The sequence below is a fragment of the Gordonibacter sp. RACS_AR68 genome, from assembly GCF_030418485.1.
GTDB lineage: Bacteria > Actinomycetota > Coriobacteriia > Coriobacteriales > Eggerthellaceae > Gordonibacter > Gordonibacter urolithinfaciens.
Genome location: NZ_JAIPUP010000001.1, coordinates 499,295 through 518,393 on the forward strand (window position 1 = coordinate 499,295; position 19,099 = coordinate 518,393).

The window sequence follows — 19,099 nt, forward strand, 5'->3', positions numbered from 1 at the left end:
GCTAGAGCGCCGTGCCCTTCTTGGGAACGAAAAAGGCCTCCATGTTGACTCCCTCGTGCTCCAGCAGCCATATCTTGCGCGTCAGGCCGCCGGCGTAACCGGTCAGGCTGCCGTTCGCGCCCACCACGCGGTGGCAGGGTATGATGATGGAAATGGGATTGTGCCCGACGGCCCCGCCCACGGCCTGGGAGGACATTTTCTCCTTGCCGTTTTCCTGTGCGATTTCCCGGGCCAGGTCGCCGTAGGTGCGCACGCAACCGTAGGGAATCTCTGCCAGCTTGCGCCACACGCGCTGGCGGAATGCGGTGCCGTTGGGCGCCAGCGGCAGCTCGGCTGTCGCTGGTCGCTTGCCGGCGAAGTAGCGCTCAAGCCAGTCTTTCGCCTGCGCGAAAACGGGCAGGTCATCGGCCGGCACCATCTCGCCGTCCACCGTGCCGCCGAAGTGCTTCTGCCCGGCCATCCACAGCCCCACGATGCTCTGGCCGTCGCTTGCTATCGCGACCTCGCCGAATTCTGGATGGGTGTAGCTCGTCCGATATACCATGTGCCTTCCTTCCTATGCGGCCAGCGAGTTCCACAGGCACAGCACCGCGTAGCTGCGCCACGGGCGCCACTGCTCGGCCAGCGCCAGCCGTTCCTTCGGTTCCAGGTGGGGTAGAGCGTGTTTCACGCCGGCATCGGTCTCCATGAAGGCGTCGGGATGGTTGAGCACCCTCATGGCCAGGTAGTTCGCCGACCAGGGGCCGATGCCTTTCACCGCTAGCAGGCGTTCCATCTGCTCCGCCACCACGGCACCGGTATCGAAGCGCAGCTCGCCGGTCTCAAGCAGCCGCGCGATCTCGGCGATGGTACGCGAGCGCGTCCTGATAATGCCCAGCACGCCGAGCGCGTCCTCGATGGGTTCGAGCGCGGCGACCTCCGCCGCTGTGGGGAACGCGTGCGTGAGCCCTGGGATGCCGGTGTCCACGGGCTTGCCGTAGCGCTCTACGATGCGCGCCGCCAGCCGGTTGGCGGCCACCACCGTCACCTGCTGGCCGAGGATGGCCCGCACGGACGTCTCGAAAGGGTCGAAGCAGCCGGGCACCCGCGTTCCCAGGACCGCCGCGCCCGGAACCGTATCATTCAGCGAGGCGATGCCCTCGTGCACGGCCTGCGGGTCGCAATCGACGTCGAACATGCGGCGCACCCGGGCGATGACCTGCGACGTCACCGGCAACAGCGACGCGCTCATCGTGACGGCAAGCGCCCCCCGCCGCTCGTTGTCGGTCACGCGCACCCAGCCGAGCACCTCCTCGTTGCCGTGCTGCATGCGCACGACGCGCGCGTAGGCGTGCTCGTCCACCGCTTCCACGCCTTCCAGCTGGCGGGCACGGAAGAACGCGAGCAGCTCGGCGAAGCGGTACGGCGGACGGTAGCTCAGCGTGAAGGCCACTCCGTCGCCCGACGGCGTGCGCCGTCGGGCGCTCTTGCGCACGGCGGTGGGGGTGAGTCGATAGCGTTCCTTGAACAGGTCGTTGAAGCGCCGCACGCTCTTGAACCCGGCGGCCGCGGCCACCTGGCTTACCGGGAGGTCCGAGTCGGTGAGCAGGCTCTTCGCCAGAAGGAGACGGCAGGTTTGCAGGTACTGCACCGGCGTCACCTCGAACTCGCGTTGGAAGGCGCGCCTCAGGTGGCGGTCGGTGTAGCCCAGCCGCTCCGCCATGCGCCCGAGGCTTTCGCCGCTCGTGCAGTCCTCGCGCAGCAGCGAGGCCGCACGCCGTGCGAGGTTCGCGGACGCGTCGGCGATGGAGTGGCCGGGCGCGAGCTCCGGGCGGCACACGAGGCACGGCCGGTATCCGGCAGCCTCCGCCTCGGCCGCCGTCTCGTAGAACGTGCAGTTCTCGTACTTCGGCATGTGCACGTGGCAGACGGGGCGGCAGTACACACCCGTGGAGGACACGCCCACGAACGCCTGTCCGTCGAATCGCGCGTCTTTGGACGCGAACGCCGCATACAGCGCCCGCTTGCGCGATTCGGGATGGTTGAGGTCCTGCCGCAGGGTGCTCTCCTGTTCTTCTGCCATGGGGCGCCGCCCTCCTTCCAAGTAGCCCGCACTGCGAGAGGCGGTGCAGCTGCCAAGCCGCCTCTAAAGTCGCCGTACCGTGCAGCGCCGCGCCGCCAGCCGCCACGCCGCACCGCCTCTCTGACAAGAGTCTAGCGCGAAAGGCTGGAGGGAACTAGCCGTTTTCGGACGTCAAGTTGAAACCTCTGCGGAACAACGCCGCATTCGCGCGCCCGGCGCTGCTTCCTGAAATCTCGCGTTCGCGGCCCGTTCGCCCGGTTCCGTCGCCTGACGTCGAAAACGCCCGCCGCTGTCAAAAAAGCGCCGGATTGGCAATCTAGATGTCAGCCTTGGAAGGTCTTCTCTGCGAGGAACTAGAAAAAGGCCAGGTCGCGTTACACACTGCACCACCTTCGAAGTGGCAGCGGTTGCCAAACCGGCGCTTTTTTGACAGCAGCGGGCGTTTTTGCCGGCAGGCCGGTAACTACGGCCAGACAGCAGGTCCGGCTGGACCAGAAGAATGACTGCTGGTTTCGAGGAGCGCCGTCGCTCGTTCATTCGACGCTTCCGGGTGGGGAGCGTGCCGTGGAGGGGCGAATTGCGCTATCATGGTCGGTGCAGGCGCGCGGTGCTCGCCTGCCGCTTTCTGAAACGAACCCGCAACGACCGCAGAGAAGGCGCATGGCACGCAACCAGCTCATATTGGATCGGTACCGACCCATCGGGGAGTCGCGCTCGGGCGGCTTCGGCACGGTGCGTGTTGCGTGGGACACGCGCATCCAGCGCAAGGTGGCCATCAAGTGCATCGAGCTCGACGAGGTGGATGCCGCACGTGCGGCGCTGCCGGGTGCCGATGCGGTGCGGCGGCAGACGACCGCCCCCGCCTCTGCGCCTGTCGAAGCCCACGGCTATCCCGAGCAGGCGGGTGCCGGCGCGATGCCGCGCTTCGACGAGGTCGACTGGGACGATATCCCGTCTTGGGAAGGCGAGGATGTGTTCCCGGGCGAGGAGCCGCCCGTCGCGCAACGGCGCGCGGCCCAATCCGGCGTGGCTGCGGGACGCAATCCCGACGACGTCCCGCCTTGGGAGGACCTCCCCGCCGCCCCTCCGCCGCCTCCCGACTTCGAGAGTCCCTTCCGTAAGCGGGACAAGGCTGCCGCGACCGCAGCCGCGCGCCCCTCATCCGCCGCGCCCCATGGTTCCCCGGCTGCCGCAGCCTACCGCGACCCCGCGGCCGACCTGGACGACGACCTGCCGCCGGTGCGCTCGCTCTCCCACATCCCCGGCTTGGACGAGGCGCGCACGGCCGCCATGCTCACCGACCCGAACATCGTCACGGTGTACGACTTCGAGGTGCAGGGCCAGACGGCCTACCTTATTATGGAGTACATCGAGGGCATCACCCTCACGGAACTGCTGCACGACTACGCCGACTACCTCACGCTCGACATGGTGGCCGCCGTGTTCGGCTCCGTCGCCCACGCGCTGGAGGTGGCCCACGAGAACCAGGTGCTCCACCTGGACATCAAGCCGGACAACGTATTGATCAACCGCCAGGGACAGGTGAAGGTGACGGACTTCGGCCTGGCCACGCTCGCGGATGCCGGCGGCTTCGGCGCGGCGGGCGGCGGTACCATCGGCTACATGCCGCTCGAGCAGATGCGCGGCGTGAGCCTGGACGCACGTTGCGACGAGTGGGCACTCGCCTCCGTCACGTACGAGATGCTGGCCGGCGAGAACCCGTTCCTTGCGCCCGATCTGGCCCGCGCGGAGTCCGCCATCGAGGATGCGGAGCTCGTGCTGCCTTCGCTGTGCTGGGACGAGCTCGATCCGGCGGTCGACGACGTGGTGTTCTACGCGCTCGACCCCGACCGCGAGCAGCGCTACGACAACGTGACCGACTTCGCCGAGGAGATGGAGAAGTTCCTGGGCGACCCGAGGACGGGTCATCGCGAGCTGGCCGTCATCGTAGGCGATGCGCAGGGCGACGACGAGGCGGAAGAGGAAGAAAGAGCGCCGCACCCGCCCCGTCCCCCGCGTGTGCCGCTGCGCGAGCGCATCACGCGCCGGCAGGCGGCCGTGGCGGCGCGCATCGTGGGCGCGGCGGGCAGCGGGGCCGTGGCATTCGTGGCGCTGGCGAACTTGCCGCAGATAGGCGGCCTGGAGGGTATCTTCGGCCTGGCGGGGCCGGCCCTGCTGCTGTTCTGGGGGCTGTTCGCGCTCATTGCGCTGGCCGGCGCGCTCAAGCCGCACCTGGGAGCATTGCTGGCCTACTTCGCGCTGGCCGCGGCGCTCATCGCGCAGGGCGCGCCGGCTGCCGGCTGCGTACTGCTGGCGGCTACGGCGGTGTGGTGGTACTTCGCCGGGCGGTTGGGCAACGCGGCGGCGAACGCCACGTTCGCCGTGCCCCTGGCCGGCGCCGTGGGCGGCAACCAGCTGGCGCCCGTGGTGGCCGGGTTCTTCCTGCCGCCAGCCCGCGCGCTCGGCACGACGGCGTTCGCGCTGCTCGTGGCCGCGCTGCTGGCATCGTTCGGCTCCGGCAACCTGCTGGGATGGGACGCGTTCGCCCGTTGGGACTTCGCCGGCACCGACGTGCAGGCGAACCTGGGCGCGCTGCTCTTGCAGCCCGCCACCTGGTGCGTGGCCGTCAGCTGGCTGGCCGCCGCCGCAGTTCTCTCCGCGTGTCGGTGCCGTCTGTCGCGCATCCTCGCGGTGCTCGGCATCGTGCTGGTCGCCGCCGCGCTCGTGGCCGGCATCTGCGCTGCAGCTTGGCTTGCCTCGGGCCAGCTCACCTGGATGCCCTCGGTTGCGGCCATCGTGTCCACGGCCGTGGCCGTCGCCGTCCTTGTCGTTGCCAGCCACCTGGAGCCACCTGCGCTCGACCTGCAGGAGGAATGGGAAGAAGCCGCGTCGAGCGAAGGCTGACCGGCATTTCCTCCTAAATAGCGCGTGCGTTCGCGTTCCTTCTGGAGTATCGTGTGATGCGCCAACGGTAGAGCGCTCTATTGCGCAGGAGCGTTGCGGCCATGGCGTCAGAAGAATACGAGCAAGCGAGACGAAGAAAGGGGAAACCCATGCATCAGCTAGGAGACGAGTGCGTGCTGTTCGCGTTCGCGCGCGACCTCGAACCGGCGCTCCGGGTGGCGTCGGGCGACACGGTACGCATCCGCACGCAGGACTGCTTCGGCAACCAGGTGCAGGCGCCCGAGGACCAGCTTGACGAGATCGACTGGGACGCCATCAACCCGGCCACGGGCCCCGTGTACGTGGAGGGAGCCGTCCCCGGCGGCGCACTGAAGGTGAGCATCGACAACATCGAGCTGGACGCGCAGACGGCCTCGTGCACCGGCAAGGACGAGGGCGTGTGCGGCGACCGCTTCGATGCGTGGAGCACGCGCCTGTGCGCCATCGAGGACGGCAAGCTCAGGTGGAGCGACAAGCTGTCCATCCCGCTCAACCCCATGATCGGTGTTATCGGCGTTGCCCCGGAGGGCGAGCCCGTGAACTGCGGCACGCCGGGCAGCCACGGCGGCAACATGGACAACACCGCCATCACCACGGGGGCCACGCTCTACTTCCCGGTGGCCGTGGAAGGCGCGCTCTTCGGCTGCGGCGACATGCACGCGGCCATGGGCGACGGCGAGATCAGCGTCTCGGGTGCGGAGGTGGCCGGCTGGGCCACGGTCACGCTCACGGCACTCCCGGACCTGTATCTCGCGGACCCGCTTATCGAGAACGACACGCACTTCGGCGTGATCGCCTCGGCCGAGACGCTCGACGCAGCAGCCGACCGCGCCGTGCACGAGATGGTGGACCTGCTGCATGACCGCACCGGCGTGGCCCAAGACGAGCTCGTCATGCTGCTGTCGCTCGTGGCAGACGTGCAGGTGTGCCAGATGGTCGACCCGGAGAAGACCGTGCGCTTCATGGTGCCGAAGTACGTGCTGGACGCGCTCGGCTTCGCGCTGTAGGGCAAAGACAAACCAAGAAAACAGGGGGGATCCAATGACTGAAGAGCAGAAGGCGGTCTCGTCCGCCAACGACGCGGCCCAATCCCAAAGCGCCGCCTCCGAGGCCGCGCTGGAGGCCATGGGCTACAAGCAGGAGCTCAAGCGCGCCATGTCCGTGCCCGACATGCTGGTGTACGGGCTCATCTTCATGGTGCCCATCGCGCCGTTCGGAATCTACGGCGGCGTGTTCGGCGACTCGGGCGGCATGCCCGCGCTCGTGTACCTGGTGGGCATGGTGGCCATGATCTTCACGGCGTTCTCCTACGCCACCCTCTCGCAGGCGTTCCCCGTGTCCGGCTCGGTGTACGGCTACACCAGCCGCGGCATCAACAAGCCGGTGGGCTTCGTGACCGGCTGGACCATGCTGCTGGACTACCTGCTGGTGCCCACGCTGCTGTACGTGGTGGCCGCGCAGGCCATGAGCGGCATCGTGCCCGAGGTGCCCGCGCTCATCTGGGGCATCCTGTTCGTGGCCATCAACACGTTCGTGAACATCCGCGGCATCGAGCTCACGGTCATCGTCGACCGCGTGGCCGTGGTGCTGGAGATACTGTGCCTGGGCGTGTTCGTGGTCATGGGCGCGCTGTGGATCGCCACCGACCCGCTGTCCAACGGCTTCACCATCCAGCCGTTCTACAACCCCGAGACGTTCAACCCCGGCCTGGTGATGAGCGCCGTGTCGCTGGGCGTGCTGTCGTTCCTCGGCTTCGACGGCATCGCCACGCTGTCCGAGGAGGCCAAGGACGCGAAGAAGGGCCCGTCGAAGGCCATGGTGGGGTCGCTCCTGATCGTGGGCTTCCTGTTCATGCTGCAAACCTACATCGCGGGCTGCATCAGCCCCGACGGCGCCGTGTTCGCGAACGACCCCGACAACGCGTTCTACCTGGTGGCCGAGGTTGCCGGCGGCAAGTTCCTCTACGTGCTGTGCGCGCTGGCCACGGCCATCGCGTGGGGCATCTTCAACTCGCTGGCCGCTCAGACGGCCATCAGCCGCATCCTGTTCGCCATGAGCCGCGACGGCAACCTGCCGAAGGCGCTTGCAAAGGTGCATCCCAAGTTCAAGACGCCCTACGTGGCAGCCGCGTTCGTGGGCGCGCTGTCGCTCGTGCTGGTCATCGTGTTCGAGCAGCTGGGCATCGACGCCATCTCGCGCCTCGTGAACTTCGGCGCGCTCACGTCGTTCTGCGTGCTGCACGTGACGGTGGTGTGGCACTTCTTTATCAAAGAGCGCGACGGCAAGGTGTTCACGCACCTCATCCTGCCGCTTCTGGGCTTCATCATCGTGGGCTACACGTGGATCAGCCTCGACCCGGCGTCCAAGACCATGGGCATCATCTGGGTCGTCGCCGGCATCGCGTACTATTTCGTGCTGCACAAGGTGATGAAGAAGAACGTCGACCTGGAGGTGTAGCGCCCCAACCGCCCGCTGGAGCATAGCGCAAAAACGCCCTCGGGAACCCAATCCCGAGGGCGTCGCCTGTCGACTGCGTGATGCGATCGCGTCCCTCTACAGCAGTTCGCACACCTTTCCCAGCAGGGGCTCGAAGCTCACGCCGCGGTCGCGGAACTCGGGCTGCTTCGCACTCACGATCATGGCGTCGTGCACGAAGTCGCCGGCGAAGCGCACGGCCTCCTCCAGCGTGCGGCCCGCCATGACGGCAGCCATCAGGCACGATGCGTACAGGTCGCCGGTGCCGTGCAGCATGTAGGGCAGGTACTCGTTGTGCACCTCCACGGTGTCCATGTCAACGCCGCCCACGAAGTTGCGGATGCACGTCTCGCCCTCGCGCTGGATGCCCTTGAGCACCACGTGCTTCGCGCCCTTCGCAACCAGCGCGTCCACCAACCGGTGCGCCTCCTCGTCCGAGATGTCCGTGCCGGCCCACTCGTCGCCGATGGGCTCGCCCAGGATGATGGCGGCCTCCGTCAGGTTCGGCGTGAGGATGTCGGCGCCGCAGGCCAGCTCGGCCATGGCGTCGCAGAGCTCGGGCGTGTAGGTGGGGTACACCTTGCCGTGGTCGGCCATCACCGGGTCGACCACGCGCAGCGCGGCGGGGTACAGGGCATACAGGTCGCGGATGCGGTCCACCTGCTCGGGCGCGCCCAAGAAACCGGAGTACACCGCATCGATCTCCACGCCGATGTTCTTCCAGGCCGCCAGGTAGTCCTTCAGCATGGAGGTGGTGTCGTGCATGTACCAGCCGGGGAACGCCGTGTGCGACGAGAACAGGCCGGTGGGCACGGGGCACACGTCGCAACCAGCGGCCGACAGCACGGGAATGGCCACGCCCAGCGAGCACTTGCCGTAGCCGCACAGGTCGTGCACGGCGGCAACGCGCGGGATGTAGTCGCCTTCGCGGGAGTACAGGGTGGTTTCGCTCATGGTTCGCTCTTTCTCGAAGGGGTCGGTGTCTGGCTCGTTGTCTGGCAATGGTACGATGCGGCGGGTGGGCGGCTCGAACCGTTGCCAAGTTGAAAACGGGCGCCGTGGGCGCCCGTTGGTGTCCTCTGCTCGAACCGATGCGGTAGGAGCTTCTGTTACTGGTCCTTCTCCTCGTCGTCATCATCGTCGAAGAACGACCAATCGTCTTCTTCGGCCTCGCGGCTGACGAAGCGCTTGCGCGTACGCCTCTCCATGATAATGCAGGCTATTATGCTGATGACCAGCCCGATGGCGATCAGGCATCCGATGCCCTCGAACGTCTCGAACAGGAAATGGTACAGTTGACCGAAGTCCATGGCAGCCTCTTCGTCCTATCTACGCAAAGTCCGCCCGCAGGCGTCACTTCTCCGATTAAGTTTTGCGGGTAGAGTATACTATGCCCGTGCAAATTCGGGATACCTCCACGACGAGAATCCTTCATATACGTGAACGCACCAACTGAAGACTGCGAAGGTGGGCGCATGCGCGCTGGAAACCAGGCGGGACGCGGCAGGCGGCTCGCTCTCTATATCGTCGCCGCCTTGGCAGCGGTTGTTGTCCTGGGCACCTCGCTCGGGCTCATGGGTTACATCGACCAGAAGCTCAAGCAGGGAGCCGAGCAGCAGGTGGTCACGTTCACGCAGCAAGCCGCCTCCAATGTCGCAGACCGCATCTTCATCGTGCAGAACGCTATCGGGGCGTTCGAGGTGCAATCGGCCGATCCGGTCACCGTCGTGCCGGCGCTGCAGGGCCTGCGCGACCAGTTCGGCTTTGCCGAGGTTGCGTTCTCGGGCATGGATGGCCGAGGGGTCCTCTCGGACGGCACGCCGTTCTCCGTGGAAGAGATGGCCCAGCCCGAAACGGCCCTCTCGCAGGGCAAGGACTCGTACTCCTCCACGTTCGAGCTGGACGATGGCCGCCGCGTGCGCCTGGCACAGCGTCCCCTCTATCTCGATGGGCAGCAGATAGGCGCGCTGTACGTGCAGATTCCCCTGTCCATGTTCTCCATGAGCAAGCAGTTGGACATGTTCGACGGACGCGGCTACTTCATGCTGTTCCAAGGGACGACGGGCGAGATACTCGTGCCTCCTATCGAAGACACGAAAACGCCGGTGAACAGCGGCATGACGGTCTACTCGTTCCTCGACCAGGCGGCGGAATACGAGCGACCTCCCGACGACGGCATGACGGAGATGATGGCCTTGTCGTTCGGCGAAGATGCGGAAGATCTGCCCACGTTGGACGAGACGGTCGCGGCGGGCGAGACGGGGCTTGCCGTCGGGTTCGTTGACGGCAAGGACAGCTACGTGTGCGTGGCGCCGGTGGGAGAGGGCAGCTGGTACGTATGCAACGTCATACCCGTGGAGAACGTGCGCGCCGAGGCGTCTATCGTGCTCACCGCGTTCCAGGTGGTGTTCGCCGTGGTAGTGCTGTGCTTCGCCGCCGTCATCGCGCTCATGTTCTCCTCGTATCGCAAGCGCATGCTCGAGCGCAACGTGGCCATGAAGTCGCGCCTGTACAAGGCCCTGTCCGACAGCTTGGATATGGCGGTTAACCTGTACTGCCCCGTAGACGGTACCGTCACGCCCATCGTGGCGAAGGCTGCGCGCATCCTGGGCTTCACCATGCCCGAGATCATCGCAGACCCCCGCGTCGCCGACGAGCTGCAGCTGTCGGAGCAGGGCCGCGGCCTGCTGGACCGCCTGCGCGAAGGTGCAGTGCAGGCCCCGCAACAGGGCCAGTTCTCATTCGTGCACCTGCAGACAGGCAAGGTGCGGTGGATAGCGTATTCTGCCAGCCCCTTGAGCTACGAGGGCAAGCAGCGCATCCTGGTGGTGTTGCGCGACGTTACCACCGAGAAGGAGCTGCAGCTGTCCATGAAGGATGCCATGACGGCCGCCGAGGCCGCCAACCAGGCGAAATCCGAATTTCTCTCGCGTATGAGCCATGAGATACGCACGCCTATGAACGCCATCATAGGCATGCTGCAGATAGCGAAGCTGCATACCGACGATGCCGAGAGGACCGAGGAGAGCCTGCGGAAAATCGGTGCGGCGTCCGACCATCTGCTCAACCTCATCAACGACGTGCTGGACATCTCGAAGATCGAGAGCGGGAAGATGGTGCTAACGAGCGAGCCGTTCCGCTTGTCGGTGCTTTTGGAGCGCGCGGCCGCCGTCATCGGCCCGCAATGCGAGCAGAAGGGCCAGGCCTTCGAGGTGGTCGTTCCCGAAGACGACGAGGTGTTCGTGGGCGACGCCGTGCGCCTGCGCCAGCTCCTCATCAACCTGTTGACGAATTCCGTGAAGTACACGCGGCCGGGCGGCCATGTGAGGCTGGAGGCATCCATCGACGCAGACTCGATCGTAGCCTACCGCTGCGTGACCTTCGTGGTGGCCGACGATGGCATCGGCATGACCGAGGAGTTCCACGAGCACCTGTTCGAGCCGTTCGTTATGGAGGGGCGCGCGAACGTGCAGGGTACGGGTCTCGGCATGCCCATCGTGAAGAACATCGTTACCATGATGGGCGGCGACATACACGTGCGCACCGCGGTCGACCAGGGCACGACGTTCACCATCACGGTGAACCTGCGGCTGGCGTTCGAGCCCGAGCGCCGCGCGCTGGCGGCGGCCGAGCGGGCGGGCGATGCGTGGGAGGGCTCGCTCGACGTGTCGGGTCGGCCGCAGAAGCAACCGCAATCGCACTTAACCGAGGTGGCTTTCGACGGCCTGTACGGAACGGCGTCGCGTGTGCCCGCGCCGTCCTCGTTGTCTCTCCCGTCGGCCACGAGGTCGCCCCTGCTGCGGCCCGACGGCCCCGCGACGGCCCCTCTGCCCACGGCGGCGAGCCTCGCGGGCACGCGCGTGCTGCTGGCCGAGGACAACGACTTGAACGCCGAGATAGCCTGCGAGCTTCTGGGCGAGTCCGGCCTGGAGGTTGAGTGGGCCGAGAACGGCGAGGAGGCGTGCCGCCTGTTCGCCGAGTCCGAACCGGGCTACTACGACGTGGTGCTCATGGACGTGCAGATGCCGGTGATGGACGGTTACGAAGCCACCCGTTGCATTCGCGCGCTCCCGCGTACCGACGCCGCCGACGTGCCCATCATCGCCATGTCGGCGAACGCCTTCGCAGAGGACGTGCGCGCCTCGCTGGAGTGCGGCATGGACGCCCACCTGTCCAAGCCCATCGACATGCGTCGCGTGCTCAAGGAGATAGCCATCCACCTTCAAAAGCGCCGCAGCTAGCGGGCGCGCGGGCGAAAGAGGCGCTGCTTGCGGAACTGGCCGGGAACATGCCGAGCGAGTGAAGGATTGCATGAGGCGCTCGTGGGTGCGATATACTGAAGTTATACTGAAACGATAACCGGGTCCTACCGAGAAGGAGCGCGTCATGCTAGACATCAAGTTCGTCCGCGACAACCAGGCAGCCGTCGCCGAGGCGATGGAAAACCGCCATGCCTCGTGGGATGCCGCTCGCTTCTCCGAACTGGACGAGACCCGTCGTGCCGCCATCGCGAAGGAGGAGGCGCTGCAGGCCGAGCGCAACGCCGCCTCGAAGTCCATCGGCGCCATGATGGGCGCCGGCCAGAAAGACGAGGCCGAGGCTGCCAAGGAGCGCGTGCGCGCCATCAACGACGAGCTGGCCGTGATCGGCAAGGAGCGCGAAGCCGCCGACGAGGCCCTGCGCGACCTGCTGCTGGCCACGCCGAACATGCCGGCCGACTCCACGCCCGTGGGCGAGAGCGAGGACGACAACCCCGAGGTGCGCCGCTGGGGCACGCCGCGCGACTTCGCCGCCGAGGGCTTCGAGATGAAACCGCACTGGGACCTGGGGCCGGAGCTCGGCATCATCGACTTCGAGCGCGCGGTGAAGCTCGCGCGCAGCCGCTTCATCCTGCTGGGCGGCCTGGGCGCCCGCCTGGAGCGCGCCCTCATCAACTTCATGGCCGACACGCACTCCTCGCGCGGCTACAAGGAATGGTGGTGCCCGGCCATGGCCAACGCCGAGACGCTCACCGGCACGGGCCAGCTGCCGAAGTTCGAGGAGGACCTGTTCCACACCACCGAGGGCCTCTACCTCATCCCCACGGCCGAGGTGCAGCTCACGAACATCCACGCCGGCGAGGTGCTCGACGCCGGACAGCTGCCGCTCAAGTACTGCGCGTTCACCCCGTGCTTCCGCGAGGAGGCGGGCAGCGCCGGCCGCGACACGCGCGGGCTCATCCGCGTGCACCAGTTCGACAAGGTGGAGATGGTGAAGTACGCCAAGCCCGAGGAGAGCTTCGACGACCTGGAGGCCATGGTGGCCGACGCCGAGAACATCCTGCAGCTGCTGGGCCTGCCGTACCGCGTGATCAGCCTGTGCACGGGCGACATCGGGTTCTCGGCCGCCAAGACGTACGACCTCGAGGTGTGGCTGCCGTCGTACAACGGCTACAAGGAGATCTCGTCCTGCTCGAACTGCACGGACTTCCAGGCGCGCCGCGCGAACATCAAGTACCGCGACCCCGCGAACTTCAAGGGCTCGCGCTTCGTGCACACGTTGAACGGCTCGGGTCTGGCGGTTGGCCGCACGATGGCCGCCGTCATCGAGAACTACCAGCAGGCCGACGGCACCGTGCGCGTGCCCGACGTGCTGGTTCCCTACATGGGCGGCGTCGAGGTCATCGCGCCCGAATAGGCGCGGCGGGCTCGGTCAGGGGCGAAGCGCGTGGTAACGAAGCGCAAGTCGGTAAAGAACGCAAAGAAGATCTCTAGCACGCCGGACGCGGCGAAGGCCGCACCTGGCGTTTCGGCGAAGGCTTCCGCCACAAGTCCGGTTAAGGCCGCGCCCAAAAGCCCGGCGAAGGGCGTGGAGAAGGAGCCCGCCGAGGTTCCGGCGAAGGCAGCTTCGGCGGATGCGGCCAAAAGCTCGGCCAAGCGTGCGGTCGAGGGCCTGGCAAAAGGCCCCGCCAAGGGTCCTGCCGAGGGCGCGGCCAAGGCGGGCGGCGCGAAGCCCAAGCCGTCCGTTGCCTCTGCGCGCAAGGTTGCCGTTCCGCCGGCGCCGGCGGAAGCCTCGGCATCGACTGGCGCGCGGTCGAAAAAGGCGGCGAAGCGGAAGGGCGCACCAGGACAGAGCGGGCGTCTCGAGAAGCAGGCGAGCGCCGCGGCCGGAACGGGCGAGGATGCGGAGGCAGCCCCGTCCCGCGAGGGCGCGCCGCGCAAGCACGCAGGAGGCCGGCGCCGCTGGCCCTGGTGCGTGGCGCTCGGCGTGCTGGCGGTGCTGCTGGTTGCCGCGGCCGGGTTCTCGTGGGACCGCTGGCTGCGTTACGACGACGCGCGCGAGCTGCAGGGAGAGTGGCAGGTTGACGGCACGACGCGGGTGATCGTGATCGACGGCGCGTCTATCATGCTCACCGACGACGTGGCCTACGCCTACACCATCGATCCTACGGCCAAGACCATCGAGTTCACGTTCGGGAACATGGAGGGATCTGGCCGCTACCGCTTCTCGGCCGATCGGTCGCAGCTCGTGGTGACGGAGGGGTCCTCTTACTCCGCCCTGTCCACGCTGTTCGAGGATATCGGCTGGATGTGGGACGGGCTCGTGCGCTTCGTGCAGGGGCAGGCCCCGGCGCAGCCGGAGGCGGGGGAGGGCATCACCGTTCTCGCGCGCGTCTCGCACGACGCTGCGGCGCAGCCGCGTAACGACGAGGGGCTTGCCGCAGGTGCAGCAGGCGACCTGGCAAACGGCGCCCCGGGGGCCGGTTCGTCCGACGCTGCCAACGGCTCGGCAGGCGATGCGGGTGCGAACGGCGGCGCCTCCGCGGATGCGGGCGGCACGGGCACCGACGCGCCCGCCGGCGATGCGGGTTCCAGCGGGGATGCCGGCGGCAGCGGCGCCAACGCGGACGGCGGGAACGCCGCCAACGCCGGCGCCTCGAACTCGAATGCCTCCCCGTCCAACGGCCCGGGTTCGAATTCCCCCGCGCCCGACAATCTGTTCGACCTGAACGACGTGAACGACGCGGGTGCCTGATTGGACGCCCTCGCCATCGAGCGCCTCGTGGTGGGTGCGGGACGCATCGGCTGCGACGTGGCCCTTGCCGCTCAGGCGCCGCGCACCACCGATCCCGTGCTCGCCGCCCGCGTGTGCGCGTCGTTCCCCAACCTGCCGCGCCATGCCTGCGTGAACGGGGCGGGCGACACGTTCGGCGCCGTCATGGAGGCCACGTCGCTGCCGCATTTGCTGGAGCACCTCGTCATCGACCTGCAGACGCAGGCGGCGCCTCCTGATGCGTCCCCCGACACCGCCTACGTGGGCATCACCAGGTGGACGGACGAAAACGCCGGGCGGGCGCACATCGAGGTGAGATTCACCGACGATTTGGTAGCTTTGCGGGCTTTTCGCGACGCGGCGCGCTTTCTGAACGAAGCGGTGGTACTCTAACGCAATGACTACGGCACACCTCACATTCGACCAGACGGGCGACAAGATTGCCGAACGCGTCGTGAAGATGCGCTCTTCCGCCGTGCGCGACCTGTTCGCCGCCGCGTCGAACCCCAACATCATCTCGCTCTCCGGCGGCATGCCCGACGTGTCGCTGCTGCCGCACTCCGCCATCCGCACGGCCGCGCGCGCCGCGTGCGACGACGAGCGTGCCGTGGCGCTGCAGTACGGCTCCACCGACGGCCGCGTGGAGACGAAGCAGGTGTTCTGCGACCTCATGCGCGACATCGGCGTGCGCGCCAAGCCCGAGAACGTCATGATAACCACGGGCGCTCAAGAGGCGCTCGACCTCATTGCCAAGACGTTCCTGAACCCGGGCGACATCGTGCTGGCCGAGGGCCCCACCTACCTGGGCGCGCTGCAGGCGTTTTCCGCCTACGAGCCCGACATCCGCTGCATCCCCTTCGACGACGAGGGCATGCGCATGGACCTGCTGGAGGAAGAGCTCGCACGCATCGGCAAGGGCAACCCGCGCCTGAAGTTCCTCTACACCATCCCGAACTTCCAGAATCCCGGCGGCGTGACCATGGTGCCCGCCCGCCGCAAGCGCCTGCTGGAGCTGTCGGAGGAGTACGGCTTCATGGTGGTGGAGGACGACCCCTACGGCCGCCTGCGCTACGACGGCGGCCACGTGCTGCCGCTGAAGGCGCTCTCGGACGACGTCGTGTACCTCGGCACCGTGTCGAAGGTGTTCGCGCCGGGCCTGCGCACCGGCTGGATCGTGGCGCCGAAGAGCGTGCTGGCGAAGATCAACCTGGTGAAGCAGGGCACCGACCTCTGCGGGAGCGCCTTCAACCAGGTGGTGGTGGAGCACTACTTCACCGACACCCCGTGGCAGAAGACGCTGCAGAAGTTCGTGAAAACCTACCGCACGCGACGCGACGCCATGCTGGCCGCGCTGGACGAGCACTTCCCGGCCGAGGCCACCTGGACGCGCCCCGAAGGCGGCTTCTTCGTGTGGGTGACGCTGCCGCCGTACGTGGATACCGGCTCCATGCTGTCCGTGGCGCTGGAGAGGGGCGTGACGTACACGCCGGGCGACGGCTTCTATCCCGGCGGCTCCGCCGGCAAGAACTGCATGCGCATCGCGTTCTGCTACGAGAGCCCCGAGAACCTCGCCGAGGCCGTCAAGCGCCTCGCCGCCGTCATCAACGACCGCCTGGAGCTCTACCGCGCCTTCCTGGAGGCGGGCGCCATCAAAGCCGAATAAGCCGAACAAGGAGTTATCGATGGGCCTCAAAGTTGCAGTGTTGATGGGCGGCGCTTCGTTCGAGCGCGAGTTTTCCCTGGCCAGTGGCAAGAATGTGTGTGCTGCGCTCGAAGAGGCCGGCCACAAGGCGGTGCCGCTCGACACCACGGGCGAGCTGGTGCCCACGCTGCGCAGCGAGCGCCCCGACGTGTGCTACAGCGCCCTGCACGGCAAGCACGGCGAGGATGGCACCATTCAAAGCCTGCTCGAGTTCCTGGACATCCCCTTCATCGGCTCGCCGTCGCACGTGTGCCATCGCTCGTGGAACAAGGACTCCATGCACTACGAGCTGGCCACGTACCGCGCTATCACCGGAGAAGCGCCGGTCGCCTCGTGGCCGCAGGGCATCTACCTGGCGCGTGACGCGTTCAAGGACATGGGCGCGGCCACGGCGCTCGATCTGGTGCAGGAACGCGTGATCGGCGGCTTCCCCGTGGCCGTGAAGCCCGCGCATGGAGGCTCCGCCCTGGGCGTGCACAAGGTGGATTCCGTCGACGATCTGGGCGAGGCCATCCTCGACGCGCTCTCGTTCGACGAGGCCGTGGTCATCGAGCAGTGGGTGGACGGCGTGGAGATGGCCGTGTCGGTGCTCGGCACCGGCTGGGACGCCTACGCGCTGCCGCCGGTGGAGATCGTGCCCACGAAGGGCCTCTACGGCACCGAGGCGCGCATGGAGCCCGGCGCCGTGCAGTACTTCGCGCCCGTGCGCCCCGCCTCGCTGTCCGACGACGAGGGCGACGCCCAGGCCATCCGCGCCGAGATCGAGCGCGCCGCGCTGGAGGTGTACCGCGCCTACAACGCCCGCGACCTAGCCCGCATCGACCTCATCTGGGACGGCGCCCAGGCCCGCGTCTTCGAGGTGAACGTGTCGCCCGGCATGGCCGAGCGCTCCCTGTTCCCCGCCGCCTGCGCCGCCGCCGGCCTGTCCCTCTCCAGCGTGCTGAACGAGCTGGTATCCCAGTACGCGAAGTAGTATCGCGGCGCTTTCGCTTCTGGCAACGAAACGGCAACTGAATCATAGAGCGCTCGTGTTTTCCCTACTGGTGGTTGGCGGGTGCCCCTATAATGGGCTGATCGACAAACGTCCAGGACATTCCTTTAGGAGGCAGATATGGGCAACAAGGTAGGAACCTTCCTCATCGGCGGTTTGGTCGGCGCTGCCGTCGCACTGCTGTACGCTCCCCGCTCGGGCTATGAGACGCGCGCCATGGTCACCGACAAGATGAACGCGGCGTGGGGCGAGGCCCAGGAGTTGGGCGCGCAGGCGTCTGACAAGGCGCAGCAGGTGTACCAGGACGCCACGTCCAAGGGCCAGGAGGTCGTGCACGACGTGGCCGCCAAGGGCCAGCAGGCCGTTCAGGACGCCCAGACCAAGGGCCAGGAGCTGTACGGCGCCGCCAGTGCGCGCGTGCAGGAAGCTGCCGACAACATCAAGCCGGTGTTCTCCGAGAAGAACGACGACCTGCGCGAGAAGATCGAGGCTGCCCGCCAGCGCATCGCGGCCCAGGTGGCCAAGAACGCCGAGCAGGCGCATGACGCCGTGAGCGACAAGATCCCCGTAGCCGCCGACAACGCGCACGAGGCGGTGGACAACGTGGCCGGCAAGGCCAAGGAAGCCGCCGATACCGCGACGAACGCCGCCGAGTCGGCCGCCGGCAAGATCGCCGGCGACACGGAGGTCCCGGTCGACAAGGGCCCTGCCGAGAGCAAAGAGAACTAAGTAGCCTGCACGAATGAAGGGTGCACCGCGCCAAGCCGGACGGCGATGACCGTCCGGCTTCCGCATGCCCCCTTCGCGTCATCGGCACGCAGGAAGACAGCGGCCGACGCGGCCTGAGAGAGCCGCGCCGCTACACAGCTGCGCGCCTGGGGGAAGATCGAACATGGCCAACAAACTTATCACGACCGACGAGCTCACGGGCGTGCGCGTCGTCGGCGGGAAGAAGGGCACGAAGCGCATCGGCAAGGTGCGTCGTTTCGTGTTCCACCCCAAGGAGAAGCGCGTCGTGGGCTTCGTGGTGAAGCGCCCCGACCTGCTGTGGATGTTTCGTCGCAAAGACCTGTTCGTGGCCGTTAACGGCTACGAGATAGAGGACGGCCGCATCGTGGTGAGCAACGATCCGGCTGCCACCAACCGCGCCGCCTGCAAGGAGCTCGGCGTTGACTGGGACGCGTGCGTGCTGTGGGTGGGGCTGCCCGTCATGACCGAGGACGGGGATACGCTCGGCGTGGTGGGTTCCGTGGCGTTCGATCGCAGGACAGGGGCTATCGCCTCCGTCACCACCGACAGCGGTGCGACGGCCAATGCGCTGCTGGGCAAGCGCGAGATTCCGGCCAATCTCGTGAAGGGCTTCAAGCGCGGCATGGGCGCAGCTCTCGCCCAAACGGGCGAGGAGGGCGAGGAGTCCGAAGAGGTGGTGCTCGGCGCCATCCTCGTGGCCGACGAGGCGCGCGACATCGCCGTGGAAGGCGGCCTGGCCGAGAAGGCTGGCGAGGCCACGGCCGTGGTAGTGGACAAGGCCCATACCGCCGTCGACAAGGCAAAGCCCGTCGCCAGCGCCGCCGCCAAGAAGACCGGCGAGGTGGTGAACAAGGGCGCGTACGCCACAGGCAAGCAGATCGCCGCCACGAAGGGCATGTTCTCCGGCTTCAAGGAGGAATACGACAAGGCGCGCGGCCCGAAGCCCTCGCAGGAAAAGGCTCTGGAGAAGACAGGCGAGCTCGAAGCGGATGAACTGCCTGAACCGTCATCGCAGGCCGAGAAAGCCCCCGCCAAGCAAGCTGCGACCAAGAAGCAGTCCGCCAAGAAACCGGCGCCCAAGAAGAACATGTTCTCCGCATTCAAAGAAGAGTACGACAAAGCGCGCCACGACGATTAGGCATAC

15 protein-coding genes are annotated in these 19,099 nt (G+C 67.2%); 11 read left to right on the top strand and 4 right to left on the bottom strand.

The window, feature by feature from the left end; translation table 11 throughout:
- Position 1 precedes the first annotated feature (1 nt).
- Positions 2–544, bottom strand: coding sequence for a methylated-DNA--[protein]-cysteine S-methyltransferase (locus K9U15_RS02120; protein WP_096227481.1), 543 nt, complete (start codon positions 542–544; stop codon positions 2–4).
- 12 nt (positions 545–556) lie between these two features.
- Positions 557–2,062, bottom strand: coding sequence for an AlkA N-terminal domain-containing protein (locus K9U15_RS02125; RefSeq protein WP_301154655.1), 1,506 nt, complete (start codon positions 2,060–2,062; stop codon positions 557–559).
- 660 nt (positions 2,063–2,722) lie between these two features.
- On the opposite strand from K9U15_RS02125, the gene K9U15_RS02130 reads away from it, so the two are divergent.
- From K9U15_RS02130 to K9U15_RS02140, 3 genes are all read left to right on the top strand, one after another.
- Complete coding sequence (locus tag K9U15_RS02130) at positions 2,723–4,966, top strand: serine/threonine-protein kinase (RefSeq protein ID WP_227153972.1); 2,244 nt, start codon at positions 2,723–2,725, stop codon at positions 4,964–4,966.
- Positions 4,967–5,115: 149 nt separating this feature from the next.
- Positions 5,116–6,012 carry an acetamidase/formamidase family protein gene (locus tag K9U15_RS02135; protein ID WP_301155535.1) on the top strand — a complete coding sequence of 299 codons (897 nt, stop codon included), beginning with the start codon at positions 5,116–5,118 and terminating at the stop codon, positions 6,010–6,012.
- A 34-nt stretch (positions 6,013–6,046) separates the two neighbouring features.
- A complete protein-coding gene (locus K9U15_RS02140; protein ID WP_096227478.1) occupies positions 6,047–7,462 on the top strand; it encodes an APC family permease in 1,416 nt (471 codons plus the stop codon).
- 96 nt (positions 7,463–7,558) lie between these two features.
- On the opposite strand, the gene K9U15_RS02145 is transcribed toward K9U15_RS02140, so the two are convergent.
- Both K9U15_RS02145 and K9U15_RS02150 read right to left on the bottom strand, forming a co-directional pair.
- Complete coding sequence (locus K9U15_RS02145) at positions 7,559–8,434, bottom strand: bifunctional hydroxymethylpyrimidine kinase/phosphomethylpyrimidine kinase (RefSeq protein WP_096227477.1); 876 nt, start codon at positions 8,432–8,434, stop codon at positions 7,559–7,561.
- Between the two features lie 155 nt (positions 8,435–8,589).
- Positions 8,590–8,790, bottom strand: coding sequence for a DUF6724 family protein (locus K9U15_RS02150; protein ID WP_087191501.1), 201 nt, complete (start codon positions 8,788–8,790; stop codon positions 8,590–8,592).
- Positions 8,791–8,955: 165 nt separating this feature from the next.
- On the opposite strand from K9U15_RS02150, the gene K9U15_RS02155 reads away from it, so the two are divergent.
- From K9U15_RS02155 to K9U15_RS02190, 8 genes are all read left to right on the top strand, one after another.
- Positions 8,956–11,721 carry a PAS domain-containing sensor histidine kinase gene (locus K9U15_RS02155; RefSeq protein ID WP_123672879.1) on the top strand — a complete coding sequence of 922 codons (2,766 nt, stop codon included), beginning with the start codon at positions 8,956–8,958 and terminating at the stop codon, positions 11,719–11,721.
- Between the two features lie 145 nt (positions 11,722–11,866).
- Positions 11,867–13,156, top strand: coding sequence for a serine--tRNA ligase (gene serS / locus K9U15_RS02160; protein ID WP_096227476.1), 1,290 nt, complete (start codon positions 11,867–11,869; stop codon positions 13,154–13,156).
- Between the two features lie 30 nt (positions 13,157–13,186).
- Positions 13,187–14,494 carry a hypothetical protein gene (locus tag K9U15_RS02165; RefSeq protein ID WP_194073872.1) on the top strand — a complete coding sequence of 436 codons (1,308 nt, stop codon included), beginning with the start codon at positions 13,187–13,189 and terminating at the stop codon, positions 14,492–14,494.
- Positions 14,495–14,905, top strand: a complete 411-nt coding sequence (locus K9U15_RS02170; protein ID WP_123672877.1) for a hypothetical protein — start codon at positions 14,495–14,497, stop codon at positions 14,903–14,905.
- 4 nt (positions 14,906–14,909) lie between these two features.
- On the top strand, positions 14,910–16,175 hold the full coding sequence (locus K9U15_RS02175; RefSeq protein WP_087191506.1) for a PLP-dependent aminotransferase family protein: 1,266 nt from the start codon (positions 14,910–14,912) through the stop codon (positions 16,173–16,175).
- A 19-nt stretch (positions 16,176–16,194) separates the two neighbouring features.
- Positions 16,195–17,187 (top strand): D-alanine--D-alanine ligase, encoded by a 993-nt coding sequence (locus K9U15_RS02180; protein WP_096227472.1) that lies wholly within the window; start codon positions 16,195–16,197, stop codon positions 17,185–17,187.
- A gap of 138 nt (positions 17,188–17,325) precedes the next feature.
- Positions 17,326–17,934: a YtxH domain-containing protein gene (locus tag K9U15_RS02185; protein ID WP_087191508.1), complete on the top strand. Its 609-nt coding sequence runs from the start codon at positions 17,326–17,328 to the stop codon at positions 17,932–17,934.
- 163 nt (positions 17,935–18,097) lie between these two features.
- Positions 18,098–19,093, top strand: a complete 996-nt coding sequence (locus K9U15_RS02190) for a PRC-barrel domain-containing protein (protein WP_096227471.1) — start codon at positions 18,098–18,100, stop codon at positions 19,091–19,093.
- The last annotated feature ends 6 nt before the right edge of the window (positions 19,094–19,099 follow it).

Coding starts and splice junctions, on each gene's coding strand:
- K9U15_RS02130 (WP_227153972.1), top strand. CDS start 2,723: ATGGCACGCAACCAGCTCATATTGGATCGGTACCGACCCATCGGGGAG.
- serS (WP_096227476.1), top strand. CDS start 11,867: ATGCTAGACATCAAGTTCGTCCGCGACAACCAGGCAGCCGTCGCCGAG.
- K9U15_RS02145 (WP_096227477.1), bottom strand. CDS start 8,434: ATGAGCGAAACCACCCTGTACTCCCGCGAAGGCGACTACATCCCGCGC.
- K9U15_RS02185 (WP_087191508.1), top strand. CDS start 17,326: ATGGGCAACAAGGTAGGAACCTTCCTCATCGGCGGTTTGGTCGGCGCT.
- K9U15_RS02155 (WP_123672879.1), top strand. CDS start 8,956: ATGCGCGCTGGAAACCAGGCGGGACGCGGCAGGCGGCTCGCTCTCTAT.
- K9U15_RS02140 (WP_096227478.1), top strand. CDS start 6,047: ATGACTGAAGAGCAGAAGGCGGTCTCGTCCGCCAACGACGCGGCCCAA.
- K9U15_RS02150 (WP_087191501.1), bottom strand. CDS start 8,790: ATGGACTTCGGTCAACTGTACCATTTCCTGTTCGAGACGTTCGAGGGC.
- K9U15_RS02175 (WP_087191506.1), top strand. CDS start 14,910: ATGACTACGGCACACCTCACATTCGACCAGACGGGCGACAAGATTGCC.
- K9U15_RS02135 (WP_301155535.1), top strand. CDS start 5,116: ATGCATCAGCTAGGAGACGAGTGCGTGCTGTTCGCGTTCGCGCGCGAC.
- K9U15_RS02125 (WP_301154655.1), bottom strand. CDS start 2,062: ATGGCAGAAGAACAGGAGAGCACCCTGCGGCAGGACCTCAACCATCCC.
- K9U15_RS02180 (WP_096227472.1), top strand. CDS start 16,195: ATGGGCCTCAAAGTTGCAGTGTTGATGGGCGGCGCTTCGTTCGAGCGC.
- K9U15_RS02120 (WP_096227481.1), bottom strand. CDS start 544: ATGGTATATCGGACGAGCTACACCCATCCAGAATTCGGCGAGGTCGCG.
- K9U15_RS02190 (WP_096227471.1), top strand. CDS start 18,098: ATGGCCAACAAACTTATCACGACCGACGAGCTCACGGGCGTGCGCGTC.